This is a genomic window from Salinivibrio sp. IB872 (assembly GCF_001995345.1).
Taxonomy (GTDB): domain Bacteria; phylum Pseudomonadota; class Gammaproteobacteria; order Enterobacterales; family Vibrionaceae; genus Salinivibrio; species Salinivibrio proteolyticus.
Genome location: NZ_MUFO01000004.1, coordinates 182,849 through 202,754, shown reverse-complemented (window position 1 = coordinate 202,754; position 19,906 = coordinate 182,849). Strand labels below are relative to the sequence as shown.

Annotated in this window: 17 protein-coding genes and 1 other RNA gene; 11 read left to right on the top strand and 7 right to left on the bottom strand. The window is 53.1% G+C overall.

All coding sequences use genetic code 11. From position 1 onward, the window contains the following. Positions 1-37 precede the first annotated feature (37 nt). The 3 genes from BZJ18_RS03650 to pepA all read right to left on the bottom strand — a co-directional run bounded on the left by BZJ18_RS03650 (position 38) and on the right by pepA (position 5,071). Positions 38-2,896 carry a valine--tRNA ligase gene (locus BZJ18_RS03650; RefSeq protein ID WP_077455374.1) on the bottom strand — a complete coding sequence of 953 codons (2,859 nt, stop codon included), beginning with the start codon at positions 2,894-2,896 and terminating at the stop codon, positions 38-40. 18 nt (positions 2,897-2,914) lie between these two features. Beyond that, complete coding sequence (locus tag BZJ18_RS03645; protein ID WP_069587990.1) at positions 2,915-3,409, bottom strand: DNA polymerase III subunit chi; 495 nt, start codon at positions 3,407-3,409, stop codon at positions 2,915-2,917. 150 nt (positions 3,410-3,559) lie between these two features. Further along, the gene (pepA, locus tag BZJ18_RS03640; protein ID WP_077455373.1) at positions 3,560-5,071 is read right to left on the bottom strand and encodes a leucyl aminopeptidase; all 1,512 of its coding nucleotides are present in this window, start codon (positions 5,069-5,071) and stop codon (positions 3,560-3,562) included. A gap of 190 nt (positions 5,072-5,261) precedes the next feature. Here pepA and lptF point away from each other — a divergent pair, with 190 nt between their 5' ends. Next, on the top strand, positions 5,262-6,362 hold the full coding sequence (gene lptF, locus BZJ18_RS03635) for an LPS export ABC transporter permease LptF (protein WP_077455372.1): 1,101 nt from the start codon (positions 5,262-5,264) through the stop codon (positions 6,360-6,362). Next, on the top strand, positions 6,362-7,435 hold the full coding sequence (gene lptG / locus BZJ18_RS03630; RefSeq protein ID WP_069586583.1) for an LPS export ABC transporter permease LptG: 1,074 nt from the start codon (positions 6,362-6,364) through the stop codon (positions 7,433-7,435). Before lptF ends, lptG begins: the two co-directional genes overlap by 1 nt. Positions 7,436-7,521: 86 nt before the next feature. Here lptG and BZJ18_RS03625 read toward each other — a convergent pair whose 3' ends face one another. Genes BZJ18_RS03625 through BZJ18_RS03610 form a run of 4 tightly spaced genes read right to left on the bottom strand, consistent with a single transcriptional unit; the run spans position 7,522 to position 10,870 of the window. Next, a complete protein-coding gene (locus BZJ18_RS03625) occupies positions 7,522-8,058 on the bottom strand; it encodes a BON domain-containing protein (protein WP_077455371.1) in 537 nt (178 codons plus the stop codon). A gap of 2 nt (positions 8,059-8,060) precedes the next feature. Next, a complete protein-coding gene (locus BZJ18_RS03620; RefSeq protein ID WP_069586585.1) occupies positions 8,061-8,651 on the bottom strand; it encodes a phosphoheptose isomerase in 591 nt (196 codons plus the stop codon). A 3-nt stretch (positions 8,652-8,654) separates the two neighbouring features. Continuing rightward, on the bottom strand, positions 8,655-9,020 hold the full coding sequence (locus tag BZJ18_RS03615; RefSeq protein WP_077455370.1) for a YraN family protein: 366 nt from the start codon (positions 9,018-9,020) through the stop codon (positions 8,655-8,657). Beyond that, the gene (locus BZJ18_RS03610; protein ID WP_241824906.1) at positions 9,020-10,870 is read right to left on the bottom strand and encodes a penicillin-binding protein activator; all 1,851 of its coding nucleotides are present in this window, start codon (positions 10,868-10,870) and stop codon (positions 9,020-9,022) included. The genes BZJ18_RS03615 and BZJ18_RS03610 overlap by 1 nt, the downstream gene beginning before the upstream one ends. Positions 10,871-10,931: 61 nt before the next feature. Here BZJ18_RS03610 and rsmI point away from each other — a divergent pair, with 61 nt between their 5' ends. From rsmI to mraY, 9 genes are all read left to right on the top strand, one after another. Then, positions 10,932-11,789: a 16S rRNA (cytidine(1402)-2'-O)-methyltransferase gene (rsmI, locus tag BZJ18_RS03605; protein ID WP_077455368.1), complete on the top strand. Its 858-nt coding sequence runs from the start codon at positions 10,932-10,934 to the stop codon at positions 11,787-11,789. 54 nt (positions 11,790-11,843) lie between these two features. Beyond that, positions 11,844-12,224: RNase P RNA component class A (gene rnpB, locus BZJ18_RS03600), an RNA gene on the top strand. Between the two features lie 252 nt (positions 12,225-12,476). Next, positions 12,477-12,935, top strand: coding sequence for a division/cell wall cluster transcriptional repressor MraZ (mraZ, locus tag BZJ18_RS03595; RefSeq protein ID WP_069586590.1), 459 nt, complete (start codon positions 12,477-12,479; stop codon positions 12,933-12,935). Between the two features lie 16 nt (positions 12,936-12,951). After that, on the top strand, positions 12,952-13,902 hold the full coding sequence (gene rsmH / locus BZJ18_RS03590) for a 16S rRNA (cytosine(1402)-N(4))-methyltransferase RsmH (protein WP_077455367.1): 951 nt from the start codon (positions 12,952-12,954) through the stop codon (positions 13,900-13,902). Positions 13,903-13,905: 3 nt separating this feature from the next. After that, complete coding sequence (gene ftsL / locus BZJ18_RS03585; protein ID WP_069586592.1) at positions 13,906-14,235, top strand: cell division protein FtsL; 330 nt, start codon at positions 13,906-13,908, stop codon at positions 14,233-14,235. Next, positions 14,232-15,998 (top strand): penicillin-binding transpeptidase domain-containing protein, encoded by a 1,767-nt coding sequence (locus BZJ18_RS03580; RefSeq protein WP_069586593.1) that lies wholly within the window; start codon positions 14,232-14,234, stop codon positions 15,996-15,998. Before ftsL ends, BZJ18_RS03580 begins: the two co-directional genes overlap by 4 nt. Beyond that, positions 15,985-17,463, top strand: coding sequence for a UDP-N-acetylmuramoyl-L-alanyl-D-glutamate--2,6-diaminopimelate ligase (gene murE, locus BZJ18_RS03575; protein WP_077455366.1), 1,479 nt, complete (start codon positions 15,985-15,987; stop codon positions 17,461-17,463). Before BZJ18_RS03580 ends, murE begins: the two co-directional genes overlap by 14 nt. Then, positions 17,460-18,824 (top strand): UDP-N-acetylmuramoyl-tripeptide--D-alanyl-D-alanine ligase, encoded by a 1,365-nt coding sequence (locus tag BZJ18_RS03570; RefSeq protein ID WP_077455365.1) that lies wholly within the window; start codon positions 17,460-17,462, stop codon positions 18,822-18,824. The genes murE and BZJ18_RS03570 overlap by 4 nt, the downstream gene beginning before the upstream one ends. Beyond that, on the top strand, positions 18,824-19,906 hold the full coding sequence (mraY, locus tag BZJ18_RS03565) for a phospho-N-acetylmuramoyl-pentapeptide-transferase (RefSeq protein ID WP_069586596.1): 1,083 nt from the start codon (positions 18,824-18,826) through the stop codon (positions 19,904-19,906). The genes BZJ18_RS03570 and mraY overlap by 1 nt, the downstream gene beginning before the upstream one ends.

Here is a 19,906-nt window from a genome sequence, read left to right as displayed (position 1 = left end):
GTCTATCGATGTAAAACGTCCGACGTCAACGCTTGATTTATAGTGCCGCAATCGTGGTTTTTTGCTCACCCAGTTTGGTGAGGCTGACACGATAGTTGTCGAGTTTTTCGCGCTCTTTGGCGACCACTGCTTCAGGGGCTTTGGAGACAAAACTTTCGTTGCCGAGCTTCCCTTCGATGCGCTTTATCTCGCCTTCCACTTTGGCGATTTCTTTATCCAAGCGCGCCAGTTCGGCATCTTTGTCAATCAGACCCGCCATCGGGATCAAGATTTCTGAGCTACCGACCAAGGCAGAGGCACAGGCTGGTAAAGATTCACTGCCATCCAGTACCTTGAAGCTGCCAAGTTTGGCAAGGGCGTGCAAGGTCGCGCTGTTGGTGTTCGCACGAGTGGCATCGCGTTCATCAGCGGCTTTCAGCATCACCTCAAGCGGCTGGCTTGGCGCAATATCGTACTCAGCACGTAGGTTACGGATGCTAACGATAAACTGCTTCACCCACTCAATGTCTTCTGACGCTTGGGTGTTCACGCGGCTAGCATCAAATTGCGGCAGTGGCTGCTGCATAATGGTATCGCCTTCCACACCGTCAACCAGCGGTTTAACACTTTGCCAAATCGCTTCGGTGATGTAAGGGATCACCGGATGGGCCAGACGCAAGGTTTTTTCCAAGACCGTGATCAGGGTATAGCGGGTGGCACGTTGTTGTGCTTCGTCGCCTTTCCACAGGACAGGCTTGGTAAGTTCCAAGTACCAGTCACAGAATTGGTGCCAAATAAACTCATACAACACACCCGCCGCCATATCGAGACGATAGTTGTCGAGGTGGGTGTTGAAGTCTTTCGCCGCTTGCTGGAACTGAGATTCAATCCACTGATCAGCCAGTGAGAATTGCATCTCGCCGCCGTTCATGCCGCAATCTTGATCTTCGGTATTCATCAGCACATAGCGGCTGGCGTTCCAAAGTTTGTTACAGAAGTTGCGGTACCCTTCAAGGCGCTTCATGTCCCAGTTGATGTCACGACCGGTAGAGGCCAGCGCTGCGAGGGTAAAACGCAGTGCATCGGTGCCGTGGGCTTCGATGCCGTTTTCAAACGTTTTACGGGTCGCTTTCTCAATTTTTTCAGCCAGCTTTGGTTGCATCATGTTGCCGGTGCGCTTCGCCACCAACTCATCGATGCCAATGCCGTCAATCATGTCGAGAGGGTCAAGGACGTTACCCTTAGATTTTGACATCTTGGCGCCACTTTCGTCGCGGATAAGGCCGGTCATATAGACCGTCTTAAAGGGCACTTGTGGCTTACCATTTTCATCTTTGATGAAGTGCATGGTCATCATGATCATGCGCGCCACCCAGAAGAAGATGATGTCAAAGCCTGATACCAACACGTCGGTCGGGTGGAAGGTTTTCAGCGCATCGGTGTTCTCTGGCCAGCCTAGGGTACCGAACGTCCAAAGTGCCGATGAGAACCACGTATCCAGTACGTCATCGTCTTGGCGCAGCGTTACGTCGTCTGCCAGTTGGTTTTCACGACGGACTTCGTCTTCGTCACGGCCAACATAGACATTGCCTTGGTCGTCGTACCAGGCAGGAATGCGGTGACCCCACCAAAGCTGACGAGAAATACACCAGTCTTGTACGTCACGCATCCACGCAAAGTACATGTTCTCGTATTGCTTCGGTACGAATCGAATGTCGCCATCTTCTACCGCTTTTACGGCAGGCTCTGCCAGTGGTGCAGTACGTACGTACCACTGGTCGGTAAGCATTGGCTCAATGACGACGCCGCCACGATCGCCGTATGGGACAGTGAGATCGTGATCTTTGATTTCTTCCAATAAACCCAGCGCGTCAAATTCGGCCACGATCGCTTTACGCGCGGCAAAACGCTCCAAACCTTGGTAGTTGGCTGGAATATCGGTTGGGTAAGCATTGTTTGGCTGACCTTTGTGATCAAACACTTCAGCACTGTCGCGGATATCAGCGTTCAGCGTGAGAATATTGATCATTGGCAGCTGGTGGCGCTGGCCCACTTCATAGTCGTTGAAGTCGTGCGCTGGGGTGATTTTTACACAGCCGGTGCCTTTTTCCATGTCAGCGTGCTCATCGCCCACGATAGGGATACGACGATTCACCACTGGCAGTAACACGTGCTGACCAATCAGGTCTTTGTAGCGCGGGTCTTCTGGGTTAACCGCAACACCAGTATCGCCCAGCATAGTCTCCGGACGGGTGGTGGCAACCACAATGTAGTCTTTACCTTCGGCTGTTTTCGCGCCATCGGCAAGTGGATAACGGAAATGCCACATGTGGCCTTTCTTATCTTTGTTTTCCACTTCGAGATCGGAAATCGCGGTGTGCAATTTCGGATCCCAGTTTACCAAACGCTTACCACGATAGATAAGGTCTTCTTGGTAAAGGCGAACAAAGACTTCTTTAACGGCATTGGAAAAGCCTTCATCCATGGTGAAGCGCTCGCGATCCCAATCGACAGAGGCACCGAGACGACGCAACTGTTGCGTGATCGTGCCGCCTGATTCGCCTTTCCATTGCCAGATCTTGTCGACAAACGCGTCACGACCGTAGTCGTGCTTGGTCTTGCCTTCTTCGGCTGCGATCTTACGTTCCACCACCATTTGTGTTGCGATACCGGCATGGTCGGTACCCACTTGCCACAAGGTGTTTTTGCCTTTCATACGCTCGGCACGGATCAAGGTATCCATAATGGTATCTTGGAACGCGTGACCCATATGCAAGCTGCCAGTGACGTTTGGCGGCGGGATCATGATGCTATAGGCATCTTTGCTGGTATCACCATGAGGTCGGAAATAGCCCGCCTCTTCCCAGCGCTGGTACAGCGCTTTTTCAATTGATTGTGGGTTATATGTCTTTTCCATAGCGCTCTTGAAAGATCGTCAAGGTTTGGGCGATTGGTCGATGGCAAGGGTTTGAAGTTGCAGGCCTGCCAGTCGGTATGCTTTATATCGGTGACGCGCGTGCTGTTTGAGCGTCTCATCGCAAGGGACGAAGTCTACCACTTGTGCAAACGAAGGCGCAAAATTTGATGCCTCTGTCGCCAAATTGATTAGCACGCTGCGGTGCCCGGAGTGACGTACACCGGGCCAACCGATTTCTACGGGTGCACCACCTCGTGGTCCTTCTCCTACCAAATTATGGGGAACAAACGTATCGGCGTCGCGCTGCCATAAGGCATCATCAAGTTGATGGGCCTGTTGCTGGTCGCGGGCGGCGAGATAAATACGTTGTCCCTGTTGATAGTAATAGAAGGCCAAATGAATCGCGGTGTCTATTAACGTTTGTTGTTCGCGCGCTTGTTGTTCGGGCGTCAATCCATCGTCAGATGACGCGCCGTCGGGTGGCGCCAACAAATAAAAGGTGGCGGTGGACATATACGCTCCTAAAGTTGAGAAACGGCCTCCGTCCCAAAAGTGTGGTGTCCGGTCAAGCGCGGGATAACCAACATAGCGGATTGTGCGCGCTGACACCAGCGTCGATTAAAGTTCAGACAAAAAAAGGAGGCCGTTTGGCCTCCTTGGCAATTACTCGACCACTTCGAGGCCAGAGCGATTCAATAAGAACTGCACCAGCAAAGGCACCGGGCGACCGGTTGAGCCTTTTTCCTTGCCGCCGCTTTTCCATGCGGTACCGGCAATATCTAGGTGTGCCCAGTTGTATTTCTTGGCAAAGCGCGACAAGAAACAGCCTGCAGTGATGGTGCCACCACCTTTGCCACCAATGTTGGCCATATCGGCAAAGGGACTGTCGAGCTGCTCTTGGAACTCGTCAGTCATCGGCAGACGCCAAGCGCGGTCACCCGCTTGCTCAGAGGCATTGATGATTTCATGCGCCAGTGGGTTCTGGTTGGCAATCAAGGCACTGATGTGATGGCTAAGGGCCATGATGCAGGCGCCGGTTAAGGTGGCCACATCGATCACACAGTCTGGCTCATAGCGTTCAACATAGGTCAGGGCGTCACACAAGACTAAACGGCCTTCGGCATCGGTGTTGAGCACTTCCACGGTTTGGCCTGACATAGTGGTGAGAATATCGCCGGGACGATAGGCTTGGCCATCAGGCATGTTTTCACAGCCGGCGAGCACACCGACGACGTTAAGCGGTAAGTTAAGCTCGGCAAGGGCACGCATCACCCCAAAGACAGACGCGGCACCGCCCATGTCGTACTTCATTTCATCCATGCCTGCACCGGGCTTAATGGAAATACCGCCTGAATCGAAGGTCAGTCCTTTACCGACCAATACAATCGGTTTGGCGTCTGGGTCAGGATGGCCTTTATATTCCATGATTGACATCATCGACTCGTTTTTCGAGCCACGGCCAACCGCAAGGTAGGAATGCATGCCGAGCTTTTCCATTTCTTGCTCGCCGATGATGCGCGTGGTGACGGTATCAAAGTCGTCGGCCAAACGACGGGCTTGTGAGGCGAGGTAAGCCGGGTTTGCCACGTTGGGTGGCATGTTGCCCAAATCTTTACACGCGTTGACACCAGAAGAAACGGCTAAGCCATGCGCAATCGCACGTTCACCCAAATTCAATTCACGACGGGTTGGTACATTGAACACCAATTTGCGCAGTGGGCGACGGATTTCTGGCTTTACACTCTTGAATTGGTTGAAGGTGTAGAGGGTGTCTTTGGTGCTTTCAACGGCTTGACGGACTTTCCAGTAGGTGTCACGGCCTTTCACGTGCAGCTCGGTTAAGAAGCACACTGCTTCCATCGACCCGGTTTCATTGAGGGTGTTGATGGTTTTTTTGATAATCTCTTTGTATTGGCGCTCGCCGAGTTCGCGCTCTTTACCGCAGCCGACCAGCAAGACACGCTCAGACAGGACGTTCGGGACATGGTGTAGCAGGAGCACTTGGCCTGGCTTGCCTTCCAAGTCACCGCGGCGCAGTAAGGCACTGATATAGCCGTCACTGATTTTGTCGAGTTGCTCGGCGACGGGTGATAGGCGGCGAGGTTCAAATACGCCCACGACAATACAGGCACTGCGTYGCTTTTCGGGGCTACCGCTCTTTACACTGAACTCCATTTGTACTCCTAGATCCTAAAGACAATTGAGACCAAATGTTGGATAATGCCGCCTCTATGTTGTTGAACGCTCTATTGCGCCCGGATCAGCCGGCGGTCAACAAATGGCCGAAAGATTAGAAAACAACTAATTAAACCAGAAACTATAGTTATTCGAGTAAAAAAACAAGTTTTCCATAGGTGCCTTCGCTTTGATAATTGTTCGATATTTGATCCGGGAGACGGTTAAGACACAAGTTGCAGTTTTATTTGTGTTATTTCTGGTCTTTTTTAGCCAAAAGTTTATCCGTGTTCTTGCCAATGCGACAGAAGGGTCGATTCCAAGTGATCAAATTATCACCTTGGTGGGACTCTACATGCCGTCCATGGCCATGTTGATGTTGCCGCTAAGTTTGTACATTGGGATATTGATCACCTTTGGTCGCTTGTACGCGGAAAGTGAAATCACGGTGATGAATGCCACCGGGATTGGTAACGAATTTTTGATCCGCGCTGCACTGTATTTGGCACTGATCACAGGTTCTGTGGCCGCCTTTAATGCGCTATGGCTTACACCTTGGGCCAATAACCAAGAGCTCAAGGTGATGGAGCAACTGGAGGCAGAGTCGGGACTGGAGCTCTTAGTACAAGGCCAGTTCCAGAGTGCACCGTCTGGACAAGCGGTTATTTTTGTCGACAACATCGAAAACGACGGCAAGACCTTGAACCGTATTTTTGTCGCTCAGCCTGTGCCGCGCGAGTCGCTACTGCCTAACGTGGTGGTAGCGGATAAAGGCTATATCTCGGAGCTGCCAGATGGGCGTCAGGTGCTCGATTTAGTCGATGGCACCCGCACCGAAGGGATCCCCAGTCGCCTTGAATACGGGGTAACGACCTATAAAAACTATCAGGTATTGATTGGTCAGCGTGAAGTACGTGAAAAAAGCCGAGATTGGGACGCGGTGCCGACCTTGCAACTGTTTGGGGAAAGCAGCTTAAAAGCCCGTGCCGAGCTGCAATGGCGGATCTCACTGGTCCTGTGTATCCCGCTGATGACCATGATTGTGGTCCCCTTGTCATCGGTGAACCCTCGCCAAGGGCGCTTTGCCAAGCTCTTCCCGGCGATATTGATTTATCTGGCCTATTTCTTGTCTATCAGTGCAGCAAAATCCGCGGTCGAAGATGGTGACTTACCCGCGCAAATTGGGTTGTGGAGTGTTAACGTCGCGGCCTTGTTACTCGCGGTTATTTTAGCCAGTTGGGACTCATTACCTATGCGTAAACTCAAAGCCAGTTTGAAAGGAGCCGCCTGATGTTTCGCATCCTAGATTGGTATATCGGCCGCACCCTGATCGGCACTTCGTCACTGTGTTTGGCCACACTGGTTGGGTTATCCGCCATCATCAAGTTCGTCGAACAGCTGCGTTCGGTCGGGGATGGCGCTTACACCATGGGCAAAGCAATTTTCTACGTGCTGCTGAGCATGCCGCGTGACATTGAAATGTTTTTCCCCATGGCTGTATTGCTCGGCGCCCTGATTGGACTTGGGATGCTAGCGTCCAGCTCTGAGCTGGTAGTAATGCAGGCGGCAGGCGTGTCGAAACTGCAAATCGGTATGTCGGTGCTGAAAACCGCGATCCCCTTGATGCTGATTGTCATGGTGCTTGGTGAATGGGGCGCGCCTGATGCGCAAAAAGCCGCGCGTGAGCTGCGTTCGATTGCCAAATCCGGCGGGAATGTCATGTCGGTACGACGCGGGGTATGGGCCAAAGATGGCAATGATTTTATTTATATTGCTCGGGCCGACGAGCAAGACAACCTCAATGGCGTAAGCATCTGGAAGTTTGATGATAACCAAGTGATGACCAATGTGGTGTTTGCCGAACGTGCCGACTACCTCGATAAAGACAGTTGGATGCTCAAAGATGTCACCATTACGCGCATGCAAAATCACACCGCCTTTACCAATGTGAAGCAAGACCAACTGGTGTGGAAAACCACGCTCACCCCCGATAAATTGGCGGTGGTGACGGTAAAACCGGAAGAGCTGCCGCTATCTGGCTTGTATAGCTATGTCACCTATCTGAAAGCCTCGCAGCAGGATGCGTCGCGCTATGAGCTCGCGTTGTGGCGAAAAGCGGTGCAGCCGCTGTCGATAGCGGTGATGATGCTGTTGGCACTGAGCTTCGTGTTTGGTCCGCTTCGCAGTGTCACCATGGGCGCTCGGGTACTGTCTGGGGTGATTTTTGGGTTCGGTTTTTATATTGCCAATGAAGTGTTTGGGCCGATGAGCTTGGTGTATAAGCTGCCCCCAGCGTTAGGAGCCGTGACGCCGAGTTTGATTTTCTTGGCCGTCACCTTGCTACTGCTTAGACGCAAATTGTAGCCACCGCATCGATACATGACGAAGACAAAAAAGGCCAAGGTATGATTCCTTGGCCTTTTACTTGGATAAGAGCGCAGATACATGAACTAGCGCTGGTCCGTGTACTGAAACGCTTTAATCACCTGATTGACGCCGCGAATATTGCGGGCGATATCGGCGGCTTTATCCGCTTGTGCTTGGGTCACTGCACCAAGAAGAAAGACTTCTCGTGCCTCGGTCACTACTTTGATGTTCACGCTGCGTAGGGTGTCATCGGCAACAAGCGCGGCTTTAACGCGGGTCGTAAGCCAGCTGTCGGTACTAATATCAGCCAAGCCCAGCATCGGCGCTTGGCGAATTTGGTTGTAGACCACATTCACATTGTCGAGCGCACGAATGCGGGCAACAAACTCCTCGGTCAATGCCGGATCGGCACTTTGTCCCACCAAGAGAACCTGACCTTGGAAAGCCGCAGCTTTCGCGCGGATCTTATTTCTAAACGGCGGTTTATTGACAATGCCAGCGGTATTGAGACCGATTTGTGTATCTTGCCATTCTTCGCCAGTGGTGCGCGGGTCAGAAGAGTAAACGGCGGAACAAGCCTGTAAGGTAAAGGCGAGTAAAACGGTCAATAACACACGCATGTTTATTCTCCGTGAGAAGGGAAAAGCACCTGATCAATCAAGTCACACAGGCAGTGCACGGCAAGCAGGTGACCTTCTTGAATACGCGCCGTACGCTGTGAGGGAATACGAATTTCGACATCTCGCTGGCCAAGCAAGCCTGCCATTTCGCCGCCGTCTTTGCCTGTCATGGCAATAATGGTCATATCACGCGTTACCGCGGCTTCCATTGATTTAATGATGTCTTTGCTGTTTCCGCTCGTTGAGATGGCGAGGAGCACATCCCCGGCCTGGCCGAGCGCGCGCACTTGCTTGGAAAACACTTCATCGTGGCTGTAATCGTTCGCAACCGCCGTTAACGTGGTGGTGTCTGCGGTCAGCGCTAACGCCGGTAAGCTGGGGCGTTCGGTTTCGAAGCGGTTTAGCAAACAGGAGGCGAAATGTTGCGCATTAGCCGCAGAGCCGCCATTGCCACAGCAAAGAATTTTATTGCCATTCAGCAGGCTTTGTACCATCACTTGTGCCGCTTGTGACAGATGCTCTGGAATCGCTTCTGCGGCCGCGATTTGTGTTTGAATACTCTCGGTAAAGCTCTCTTTGATGCTTTCTAGCATTACTTACCCTTCAACGATGTTTTTTATCCAGTTGATTGCTTCAACGTGGCCATCAAAGGTCACAGCGTCAAAGCGAAACTCGGTGTGGTGACTGTGAAAGCCGTGACGTTGCATCCAACGTTCGGCAGCAAGGTACAAGCGGCGGCGTTTGGTGGCGGTGATGCTTGCGGCCGCGCCGCCAAAACCGCGCCCTCGTCGGAAGCGGACTTCGACGAAGACTAAGCACTTGCCCTCTTGCATGATTAAATCCAGCTCGCCTCGGCGGCTATGGGCGTTTTTATCCAGTAAGGTCAGCCCTTGTTGGAGCAGGTATTGGCAAGCATATTGCTCATAGGCTTGCCCCGTCTCCTTAGTTGGCTGACCTTGCATTACTGGCTTGCTCCGTTATCCGTCGGGGCAACCGGCTCGATGTCGGTTTTGCCAAAGCGTGCCCACCGCATTTTACGGTTAATGACGCAGTTGTCACCGAGTGATAGCTGTCCCGATTGACCATTAACCTGATAACCGGGCAGCGCTTGCATTTGGGGCAGGCCGGTTAGGAGGGCGTAAGCATCGACCCCCAGCGCATGTAGACGCGCGGTATTATTACTTTGCGCTGGGTGGCGACGCGCATGTTGCTGGTGCGCTTCGCTATCTGGGCTGATCAGAAGGGGGACATCGCTAAACTCAATGCCTTGTAACTCGCCCAGTTGTCCCATGCCATCGGCGCGGTTGTTACTGCGTGAGCTGGCATACAGTTTAGGCGGTACCACATCAGGATTAATCGCCACTTCGATGAAAGGTTTCAACAAGGTCAGATCAGCGGCACCGGCTACCATGTACACCGCATCAATATCGCGGCGACTTCTTGGCTGCGATAACAAGGGCAGATCGGTCAGTTGTTTCATTTGCTGAATACGGCGCTGACTCCCGTCTAATCCGAAAATGGATTGAATGCGGGCTTGCATGCCACTGCGATCCCCAAAGGCGGCTTGCTCCGCCTGGGTGTCCGTCAAAGCCTGCCAGCGGGTGGAAAACGCTTCGCTCATTCGACGCCCAAAGGTGGAGTCAGGATACAGCACCATCGGGAACTGATAGCCTTGGTTATAAAGATGATCGGCGGCTTGTGCCGCTTCTTGCTCGGGAGAGAGGGTGAAATAACACACTCCGGGAGTGAAACTATCATCGTTGGGCTGATTCAATGCCAACAAAGGTACTTGACCGGCGATTGCCTCACTCACTGCGGCGACCATGTGTTTTTGGAGTGGGCCAACCACAAAGTCGAGGCGATCATCTTGCACGCGCTGTTCAAGGGCCTGCATATCGAGCGCATTGGTGTCGTAGAAAAATACCGTCGGCTTTTGCTCACTCTTGTCATCGAGCATGGCTTCGACAAAGCCGTCGCGAATGGCATCCCCTTGTTCGGCAAATTTGTCGCTCAGTGGCAGCATCACACCGACACGCGTTGGTTGGGTGATGGTGAGCGACTGAATATCCGCCAAGTTGTCGGGCAAGTACCGATTGGCCGGATGCGCGGGATGTTGGCTTAAGTAATCGTTAAGTGCGGTTTGCATTTGAGCCGGATCGCGGCTGTGGCGCCGTGCAATGTCTAGCAAGCGAACCCAACCGGCGAGAATGTCATCATCGCCGCTTTCAATCCGTTCCACTTCGCGCTGGTTTAATTGCTGCAAATCTTGCCACAAAGTATTCCACGCTTGGCGAGCCTCGCTGCCGTCCAAATAGCCAGCGGCCAAGCGTTGGTTGGTCACCGCGGCGAATGCATTGCTTTGCTGACGCGCAATGGTAGCTTTTTGACGATAAAAACGCGCGCGTTGCTCGGCACTCAACTGCCAATTTGGGTTGAGGGTGAGTGCTTCATCGGCCTGAGGGAGCTTGCCGGTTTCCGCTAAAAAGCGCGCCCGTGTCAGCGTCCACTCGATCTGTTGATCGGTGGTAAGAGGGCGTCGCTCCAAGCGTTGCAGCAAAACGTCTGCTTGGTTGAACTGTTGCTCGTTAATGAGCGCCTTGATCGCCAGTAAAAACCAGTCATTTTGCTGGTTGCCTTCACTGGTTTCTGCTTGCAGCAGGTAGAAGGTTGAGTTCTCCTTCGCCGGTTGACTGATCGCATGGCGAGCTGTGGGTCCTGTGGTTGGCGCGCTACAGGCCGCCAGTGCCAACGCCAAGGCTACAGGCGTGACAAGTCGTGTTACACTTTGACGCTTCTGGGTAAGTTTAAGCATGAACATGTTTCAACCGTGACAACGTTGCCCCTATCTTAATCGCCGAAGGGTTGTTAAACAAATGACTGATGCAAATCTATCCGAGCGGGCACTTCCCACGCTATATATTGTACCGACGCCAATCGGCAATTTGGCTGACATCACGCAACGTGCGTTAGAGGTGTTAGCCAATGTTGACCTGATTGCCGCCGAAGATACGCGGCACACGGCTCGATTATTGTCGCATTTCTCGATTAGCACCAAAACGTTTGCCCTGCACGAACATAATGAGCAGCAAAAAGCGGCTGCGCTGATTAATCGCTTACAGCAAGGTCAGTCGATAGCTCTGGTCTCCGATGCGGGCACGCCGCTGATCAGTGACCCAGGCTATCACCTTGTGACGCAATGCCGCGACGCTGGGATCCGAGTGGTTCCGCTGCCGGGCGCGTGTGCGGTGGTGACTGCATTGAGTGCATCAGGCTTGCCTTCAGACCGCTTTAGTTTTGAAGGGTTCCTGCCGCCGAAAACGAAAGCCCGCCAAGACACGTTCCGTGATTTAGCCGATGACCCGCGCACCTTGATTTTTTATGAGTCGCCGCACCGTATCCGCGATAGTTTGGCCGATATGCTGGCAGTGCTTGGGCCAGAACGCCGCGTGGTACTGGCGCGCGAGCTCACCAAAACCTTTGAAACCATTCACGGCGCGCCCTTGGGGGCATTAATTGAATGGTTGAATGAAGATCCCAACCGCTTAAAAGGCGAGATGGTGTTGCTAGTGGCCGGCCACCGTGCGGATAAAAATGCGTTGCCACAGTCCGCCTGTCGCGCATTAGGGTTGCTTGCCGCTGAGTTACCTCTTAAAAAAGCGGCGGCGTTAGTCGCGGAACTGTATTCGGTTAAAAAGAACGCACTCTATAAGTGGGGCTTGGAGAATCTGTAACTGGGCGTGATTTTGGCTGGCTTGCGCTAACAATCTTCTATATACTCCCCCGCTCGAGTTGGCCGGGTAACCGCTGCTTTATTGATGTCCTTTGGGAGACTGATAAAGGGGAGGAAAGTCCGGGCTCCTCAGGGCAGGGTGCCAGGTAACGCCTGGGGGGCGTGAGCCTACGACCAGTGCAGCAGAGAGTAGACCGCCGATGGCTCTTCGGAGCACAGGTAAGGGTGAAAGGGTGCGGTAAGAGCGCACCGCGCGTCTGGCAACAGTTCGTGGCACGGTAAACTCCACCCGGAGCAAGACCAAATAGGTCCCTATTGGCGCGGCCCGCGTTTGGGGACGGGTAGGTTGCTGGAGCCTGTGAGCGATTGCAGGCCTAGACGAATGGTTACCGCCGTTTTTACGGTACAGAACCCGGCTTACAGGCCAACTCAACCGCATTTATAGGCGAGCCTTTTTGGGCTCGCCTTCTTGTTTTCAGCGATTGGTCAGATGATTTAGTTATATTGCTATCAATAGTCGATAAGTGAACACAGACTAACCAGCTGAATTGCCTCTTTTATTTCATAATATGTGATCGGAATCACTTTCGTGACTCGCTTGACTTTCTTTTTACCTGCTACGTACACTTCTGGGTGGGAAAATGTGGTGTAAAGTGGATAATTTTGGTGAAAAAGGGAAAATAACGCCATGTTACGAGGCGTCAGCGCCATTTCGGTCGATAAAAAAGGACGGCTTGCCTTGCCGACCCGCTATCGTGATGCGTTAGTCGCGCATTGCGAAGGCCGCTTTGTGTGCACCATTGATCACCAACTCCCTTGCTTGGCCTTATATCCGGTCCCTGAATGGGAAGTGATTGAAGACAAGCTCTCAAAATTATCCAGCTTTCAGCCTGCAGAGCGACGCCTACAGCGTTTATTGCTCGGGCACGCATTTGATTGCGAAATGGACGGACAAGGGCGACTGCTGCTTGGATCCACGTTGCGCCAATATGCCGGACTGGATGGCAAAGCGATGTTGGTCGGCCAGCTCAACAAATTTGAAATTTGGGATGAGCAAACTTGGCAGCAGCAAATTCGTCAGGATATGGATACACAGGCGGAGTCAAACCACCTCATCAGTGAACGATTAGCAGATCTGTCACTGTAATTAATGAAGCGAATTTATGTCAGAACAATATACCCATGTATCCGTCCTTTTAAATGAGTCTGTGGACGGCCTTGCCATTAAACCTGACGGCATTTATGTCGACGGCACCTTTGGCCGTGGCGGCCACTCGCGACATATTTTGTCTCAGTTGGGCGAGAACGGGCGCTTGTATGCGATTGATCGCGATCCTCGAGCCATCGAAGAAGCCGGCACCATCAAGGATCCGCGTTTCCAAATTATCCATGGGCCATTTTCGGGCATTGAAACCTACCTCACCGATTTAGGATTGGCAGGAAAAGTCGATGGTGTGTTGCTCGATTTGGGCGTGTCTTCGCCACAGCTGGATGATCCGACCCGTGGCTTTAGTTTTTTGCGTGATGGTCCGCTCGATATGCGTATGGACCCGACCGCCGGCCAGTCTGCGGCGCAGTGGTTGGAAACGGCAAGCGCCGATGACATTGCTTGGGTGCTAAAAGTTTTCGGTGAAGAACGCTTTGCTAAGCGGATTGCCCATGCGATCGTCAAATACCGTGAAGATGAAGAGACCCCGCCACTTGAAACCACCAGTCAACTGGCCAAGTTGATCGACAACACGGTGCCGTTTAAAGAGAAGAAAAAGCATCCCGCGACCCGCAGCTTTCAGGCGATCCGTATTTATATCAACAGTGAGCTCGATGAGATAGAACTGGCCTTGCAAGGCGCATTGACGGTGTTGGCGCCTCAAGGACGCTTATCGGTGATCAGTTTCCACTCACTCGAAGATCGCATGGTGAAACGCTTTATTCGCAAACAAAGCAAAGGGCCAGAGGTGCCGAGAGGGGTGCCGCTGACCGAGGCGCAGATTGCTGAACTTGGTTCGGCGGCGATGAAGCCCATCGGTAAAGCGATCAAACCATCGTCACAAGAAATTGAACACAATGCCCGTGCTCGTAGTTCGGTGCTGCGTGTAGCAGAAAAGCTTGGATAAACCATGGAAAGACGCCCGAGCCTCGCTAAACAAATTCGCCACGACCTACTGGCAGTAGGCAAGGTGCCTTTGTTGCTGCTCGGCGCCGTGCTGGTCTCGGCAATTGCGGTGGTATTGATGACACAATCCACCCGCAACTTGATTGCTAAACAAGATGCGTTGCTCGACCAGCGTGAAACGTTAGAAGTGGAATGGCGAAACCAACTGTTGGAGGAAAACTCCTTGTCGGAACATAGCCATGTCGAATCTGTGGCGCGAAACGCGTTTGGTATGATTCGACCCACGCAAAAAAATGAAGTGATCGTTAAACGACCCTTGAGTACGAATCCGTGAAAAAGCGTACCCAGAAGCCAGCAAATCGACGCACGCCAAAAGCGCCACCTGTTTTTATCAAGTGGCGCTTTGGCCTTATTTGTGTGTTTATTGGTCTCGCGTTCGCCGCACTGGTGGCTCGGGCGGCTTTTATTCAGGTGATTGAGCCCGACCGTTTACGCTACGAAGGGGACTTACGTTCGGTCAGGGTGGAAGAAGTACATTCCGCCCGTGGGATGATATCCGACCGCAATGGTGAGCCTCTGGCGGTCAGTGTGCCTGTCCAAGCAGTCTGGGCGGATCCTGTCACGGTATTTAAGCATCAGGGATTAGCGAAAAAAGATCGTTGGTACGCACTTGCGGATGTGTTGGGACTGGATCGCCAAGCTCTGATCGACAAAATTGAAGCAAACCGCAACCGCCGGTTTATCTACCTGCAACGCCAAGTCCGCCCGGCCATGGCGTCTTATGTCAATAAGCTCGACCTGCCCGGGGTGGGCTTAAAAGAAGAATCTCGTCGTTTTTATCCTAGTGCCGAAGTAAGTGCTCACTTAGTGGGTGTGACCGGTATTGACGGTCACGGTTTGGAAGGGATTGAACGCCGTTACGATGAGTGGCTTACCGGTGAACATGGCAAACGTACCGTACGCAAAGACCGCTTTGGTCGCGTGGTAGAGCACATTGCCACCGAAGATAAAAAAGAAGGCCAACCTATCGCATTGAGCATTGATCAGCGTCTGCAAGCCATTGCTTATCGCGCGATTAAGCAAGCGGTCGCAGATTACCGCGCGACGTCTGGTTCACTGGTGATGGTAGATGTCAAAACTGGTGAAGTACTCGCCATGGTCAATGCGCCTTCCTATAACCCCAATAACCGTGGTGATCTGAAAAGCTTTAATATGCGCAACCGTGCGATCACCGATGTGTTTGAGCCCGGCTCTACCATGAAGCCTTTTGTGGTGCTGACGGCGTTGGAAAATGGGGTCGCCGACATGAATACCGTGATTGATACCGGAAACGGCATCATGCAAATCGGCGGCAGCCGCGTGCGTGATGTGTCGAAAGTCGGAAAAGCCAATCTGGCGCGCATTCTCAAAAAATCCAGCAACATCGGTGTCAGTAAGCTGTCACTGGCGATGCCGGTCGAAACCTTACTTGGCGAGTATGGCAGCTTTGGTTTGGGGGCGAGCACAGGCGTTGAGCTGGTAGGCGAGTCGGTGGGTATTTTCCCGACGCGTCGCCGTTGGTCCGATTTTGAACGTGCGACCTTAGCGTTTGGTTATGGCTTGTCAGTCACGCCCGCACAACTTGCCCGTGCTTATGCCACCTTGGGCTCACTGGGTGTGAATCGTCCGTTGAGTATCATCAAGCATGAAGGGGTGACGGAAGGCAAACAGGTCGCCACCCGCGACAATGTCTATAAAGTGCTGCAGATGCTAGARGGTGTCACCCAAGAAGGTGGCAGTGCGCGTCGTGCGGCGGTGGATGGATATCGTGTTGGTGCTAAAACCGGGACGGCAAAAGTCGCAGTCGCGGGAGGATACGGTGACGAATACATTGGCTACACCGCGGGGCTGGCGCCGATCAGTAACCCACGACTCGCGATGGTGGTGGTGATCAACGAACCCCAAGGTGACAAGTATTACGGCGGCCAAGTGGCAGCCCCTGTATTTTCGAGCGTGATGAAAAGTGCGCTTCAGATTTTAAATATTGCTCCGGACGCTCAGACCGGCCCGGGGCTTCAAGTAGCTCAGCGTTCTAACCAAGTGGATGCGAATGAATGATTTAAAGCAGTGGCTAAGCCCATGGCTAGCTGATGCACCGAGTATCACAGTAAACCGACTCACGTTGGACAGTCGCCAAGTGACGTCAGGGGATGTGTTTGTTGCCATTGCCGGCCATCAAGTGGACGGTCGTCGATTTATTCCTGCGGCCATCGAGGCCGGTGCGGTGGCGATTGTTCAGCAAGCCGATGATGCAATGGCGCGTCTTGATTGGCACCACGAGGTGCCGGTTATCTCTTTGCCGGATCTCCCCGCCTTGTTGTCAGCGTTGGCGGCTCGGTTCTATCACGACCCGCAGCAGCGAGTAGGCTTGATTGGCGTGACTGGCACCAACGGTAAGACCACGGTGTCGCAGCTGATTGCACAATGGCTTGATGCGCTAAATGCGCCCACCGCCGTGATGGGCACCACAGGCAATGGCTTTATCGGCCGACTGCAGGCTGCGGAAAACACCACTGGCGATGCCATTAGCATTCAAGCGCAGCTAGCGGCATTTGCCGACCAAGGTGCCAAGCACGTGGCGATGGAAGTGTCCTCGCACGGATTGGTGCAAGGCCGCGTGGCGAGCTTGGCCTTTGATGCGGCGGTATTTACTAATCTCAGCCATGACCACCTTGATTATCACGGCACCTTAGCGGCATACGCTGAGGCGAAAAAGCAGCTTTTCTCATTGGGTAACCCGCTCAAAGTCATTAATGCCGACGATAAGGTGGGACGCCAATGGCTGCGCGAGTGGCCCAAGGCGATTGCGGTCGCGCTGCACGCTGATTCTTTGCAACACCACGACGGCCCTTATGTGCGTGCCACCCAGATTAATTTTGCCACCGACGGCGTACGTGTGATGGTCGAAACCAGTTGGGGACAAGGGGAGTTGAATGCTGCCTTGGTGGGGGATTTTAACGTCAGCAATCTCTTGGTCAGTTTGGCGACCCTATTAGGCTTGGGCTATTCACTGGATGCCCTGTTAGCGACTAGCGATCAATTAAACGCCGTCATTGGCCGGATGGAGGTTTTTCTTGCCCCTGACAAACCGACCATGGTGGTTGACTATGCTCACACGCCCGATGCGCTGGAGAAGGCTCTGATCGCACTGCGCCGCCACTGTCGGGGTAAGTTGTGGTGTGTCTTTGGCTGCGGCGGCGATCGTGATACCCGCAAGCGTCCGGTGATGGCTCGCATTGCAGAGCAATATGCCGATCAGGCGGTACTGACCAACGATAACCCGCGCAGTGAAGCGCCCAATGCGATTACCGATGACATGCTTGCTGGGATGCAGGCCCCCGATAACGCGTGGGTTGAGCACGATCGCGCGCGTGCATTGTCACGGGTGATGCAGGCGGCCAAAGCTGACGATATCGTGCTGGTCGCGGGCAAAGGCCATGAAGACTACCAAGTCCTTGCCGACGGCAAAGTGCATTATTCCGACCGTGAAACCGTGGCTGCGTTATTGAAGGAGTTACCATGATTACCACCGCACTCACAACCTTTGCTGATGTTTTGGCCGCGCAATGGCACGGTGTGGACACCCCACCGGCGCTTGACGTTGTCGCGATCACCACAGACACCCGACAGGTGACTAAAGGCGCGCTATTTGTGGCGTTGAAAGGCGAACGGTTTGATGGGCACGACTTTGCAGAACAAGCCAAGCAGGCGGGCGCTGTGGCACTGGTGGTATCGACACCACTGGATATCGACTTGCCGCAATTGGTGGTCGACGATACCCGTATCGCGCTGGGCCAGCTGGGCGCGTGGGTTAAAGGGCAGTGTCAGGTTCCTACCATCGCGATTACAGGCAGCTGTGGCAAAACCACGGTCAAAGAAATGCTCGCGTCCATTTTGTCGCGCAAAGGGAAGACCTTGGCGACCGCAGGCAATTTTAATAACGATATCGGGGTGCCGCTCACCTTGTTTCGTCTCACGCCCGATCATGACTATGCCGTGATTGAGCTAGGTGCGAACCATATCGGTGAAATTGCGTACACCACATCGCTTGTCAAACCGGATATTGCCATGGTGACCAACCTTGCGGCTGCCCACCTTGAAGGGTTTGGCTCGCTAGAGGGGGTCGCGACCGCCAAAGGTGAAATTTATCAAGGCCTACCTCAAGGCGGTATAGCGCTGGTTAACGCGCAAAGCCATGGCGGTGAGAAATGGCAAGCCGTGCTGGCAGAAAAAAACGTGATTCAGGTGACTGAGCAAGCGGCTGCGCCTTTGCAACTGGTGGAGAGCGAGCTGGTCGAGGCGGGCTGCTACCGCTTAGTGTTCAGTGACGGCGAGCAGCAATCTACGGTGACGTTACCGCTGCCCGGCAAACACAATATTACCAACGCATTGATGGCCGGTTGTGCCGCGATGCAGTTACCGGGCGTGACCTTAGAGGACGTTACTCAAGGACTTGCGGCGATGAAAAATGCCGCAGGCCGCACCGAAGTGAGTGAGCCGCGTGCCGGACTCCGCCTGATTGACGATACCTACAATGCCAGCGTTCCGGCGATGAAATCCGCCATCGACGTGCTTGCCAGTTATTCTGGCGAGCGTTGGTTGATTTTAGGCGATATGGCCGAGCTAGGGCAGTACAGCGAACAAATGCACCGAGAAGTGGGTGAGCACGCCGCCAAGGCGGGGCTGACGCAGGTGTTTACCACAGGAACCGATAGCCGTGTGATCAGTGAATGCTGTCACGGCCGTCATTTTGACTCAAAAGACGCGCTGATCGCGCATGTAGTAACCATGATGAAAACACATAATCCCGACACCATTTTGGTCAAAGGCGCCCGAGGTATGGCGATGGAGGCGGTTGTTGCCGCCATTAAGGAGGCCTGCTGATGCTGGTATGGTTAGCTGAGGCATTGCAGGGCTTTTTCCCGTCGATGCGACTGTTTGAATATTTGACCTTTCGCGCCATTGTGAGTGCGTTAACTGCGCTTGTGTTCTCGTTATGGATGGGGCCGCGACTGATTAAATATCTGCAATCGATGCAGATTGGCCAAGTGGTACGAGAAGAAGGGCCCGAATCGCACTTTAGCAAGCGTGGTACACCTACTATGGGCGGGGTGCTTATCCTGGCCGCCATTACCCTGACCGTCTTTTTATGGGCAGATTTATCGAACCCCTATGTATGGGCGGTGATGGTAGTGTTGCTCGGGTACGGCACGGTTGGCTTTGTCGATGATTATCGCAAAGTGGTGCGCAAAAACACCGATGGCTTAATTGCACGTTGGAAGTATTTTTGGCAATCCGCTATTGCGCTAGGTGTGGCCTTTGCGCTGTATGCGCATGGTAGTGACACCGCTGCGACGCAACTGGTTGTGCCCTTTTTCAAAGATGTGATGCCTCAACTGGGGCTGTTTTATATCGTCTTTACCTATTTTGTGATTGTTGGCACCAGTAATGCGGTGAACCTAACCGATGGGTTGGATGGTCTCGCGATTTTGCCGACGGTGATGGTCGCGGGAGGCTTTGCGTTTATTGCGTGGGCAACGGGGAATGTGAACTTTGCCAGCTATCTGCATATCCCTTACATCAAATACAGCAGTGAGCTAGTGGTGGTGTGTGCTGCCATCGTCGGTGCTGGCTTAGGCTTTTTGTGGTTTAACACCTATCCAGCTCAAGTATTCATGGGCGATGTCGGCTCGTTGGCCCTTGGTGGCGCGCTAGGCACCATTGCTGTCTTGGTACGCCAAGAATTGCTGTTGATCATCATGGGCGGCGTGTTTGTGATGGAAACCGTGTCGGTGATCTTGCAAGTCGGCTCTTATAAATTGCGAGGACAGCGTATTTTCCGTATGGCACCGATTCATCATCACTATGAATTAAAAGGGTGGCCGGAGCCACGAGTCATTGTCCGCTTTTGGATTATTTCTTTGATGCTAGTGTTGATTGCACTGGCAACGCTGAAGGTACGTTAA

Excerpts from the sequence above, each read along its gene's own strand:
- BZJ18_RS03650 (WP_077455374.1), bottom strand. The coding sequence starts at position 2,896 with ATGGAAAAGACATATAACCCACAATCAATTGAAAAAGCGCTGTACCAG.
- BZJ18_RS03645 (WP_069587990.1), bottom strand. The coding sequence starts at position 3,409 with ATGTCCACCGCCACCTTTTATTTGTTGGCGCCACCCGACGGCGCGTCA.
- lptG (WP_069586583.1), top strand. The coding sequence starts at position 6,362 with ATGTTTCGCATCCTAGATTGGTATATCGGCCGCACCCTGATCGGCACT.
- BZJ18_RS03625 (WP_077455371.1), bottom strand. The coding sequence starts at position 8,058 with ATGCGTGTGTTATTGACCGTTTTACTCGCCTTTACCTTACAGGCTTGT.
- BZJ18_RS03620 (WP_069586585.1), bottom strand. The coding sequence starts at position 8,651 with ATGCTAGAAAGCATCAAAGAGAGCTTTACCGAGAGTATTCAAACACAA.
- BZJ18_RS03615 (WP_077455370.1), bottom strand. The coding sequence starts at position 9,020 with ATGCAAGGTCAGCCAACTAAGGAGACGGGGCAAGCCTATGAGCAATAT.
- BZJ18_RS03610 (WP_241824906.1), bottom strand. The coding sequence starts at position 10,870 with ATGCTTAAACTTACCCAGAAGCGTCAAAGTGTAACACGACTTGTCACG.
- rsmI (WP_077455368.1), top strand. The coding sequence starts at position 10,932 with ATGACTGATGCAAATCTATCCGAGCGGGCACTTCCCACGCTATATATT.
- mraZ (WP_069586590.1), top strand. The coding sequence starts at position 12,477 with ATGTTACGAGGCGTCAGCGCCATTTCGGTCGATAAAAAAGGACGGCTT.
- rsmH (WP_077455367.1), top strand. The coding sequence starts at position 12,952 with ATGTCAGAACAATATACCCATGTATCCGTCCTTTTAAATGAGTCTGTG.
- ftsL (WP_069586592.1), top strand. The coding sequence starts at position 13,906 with ATGGAAAGACGCCCGAGCCTCGCTAAACAAATTCGCCACGACCTACTG.
- murE (WP_077455366.1), top strand. The coding sequence starts at position 15,985 with ATGCGAATGAATGATTTAAAGCAGTGGCTAAGCCCATGGCTAGCTGAT.
- BZJ18_RS03570 (WP_077455365.1), top strand. The coding sequence starts at position 17,460 with ATGATTACCACCGCACTCACAACCTTTGCTGATGTTTTGGCCGCGCAA.
- mraY (WP_069586596.1), top strand. The coding sequence starts at position 18,824 with ATGCTGGTATGGTTAGCTGAGGCATTGCAGGGCTTTTTCCCGTCGATG.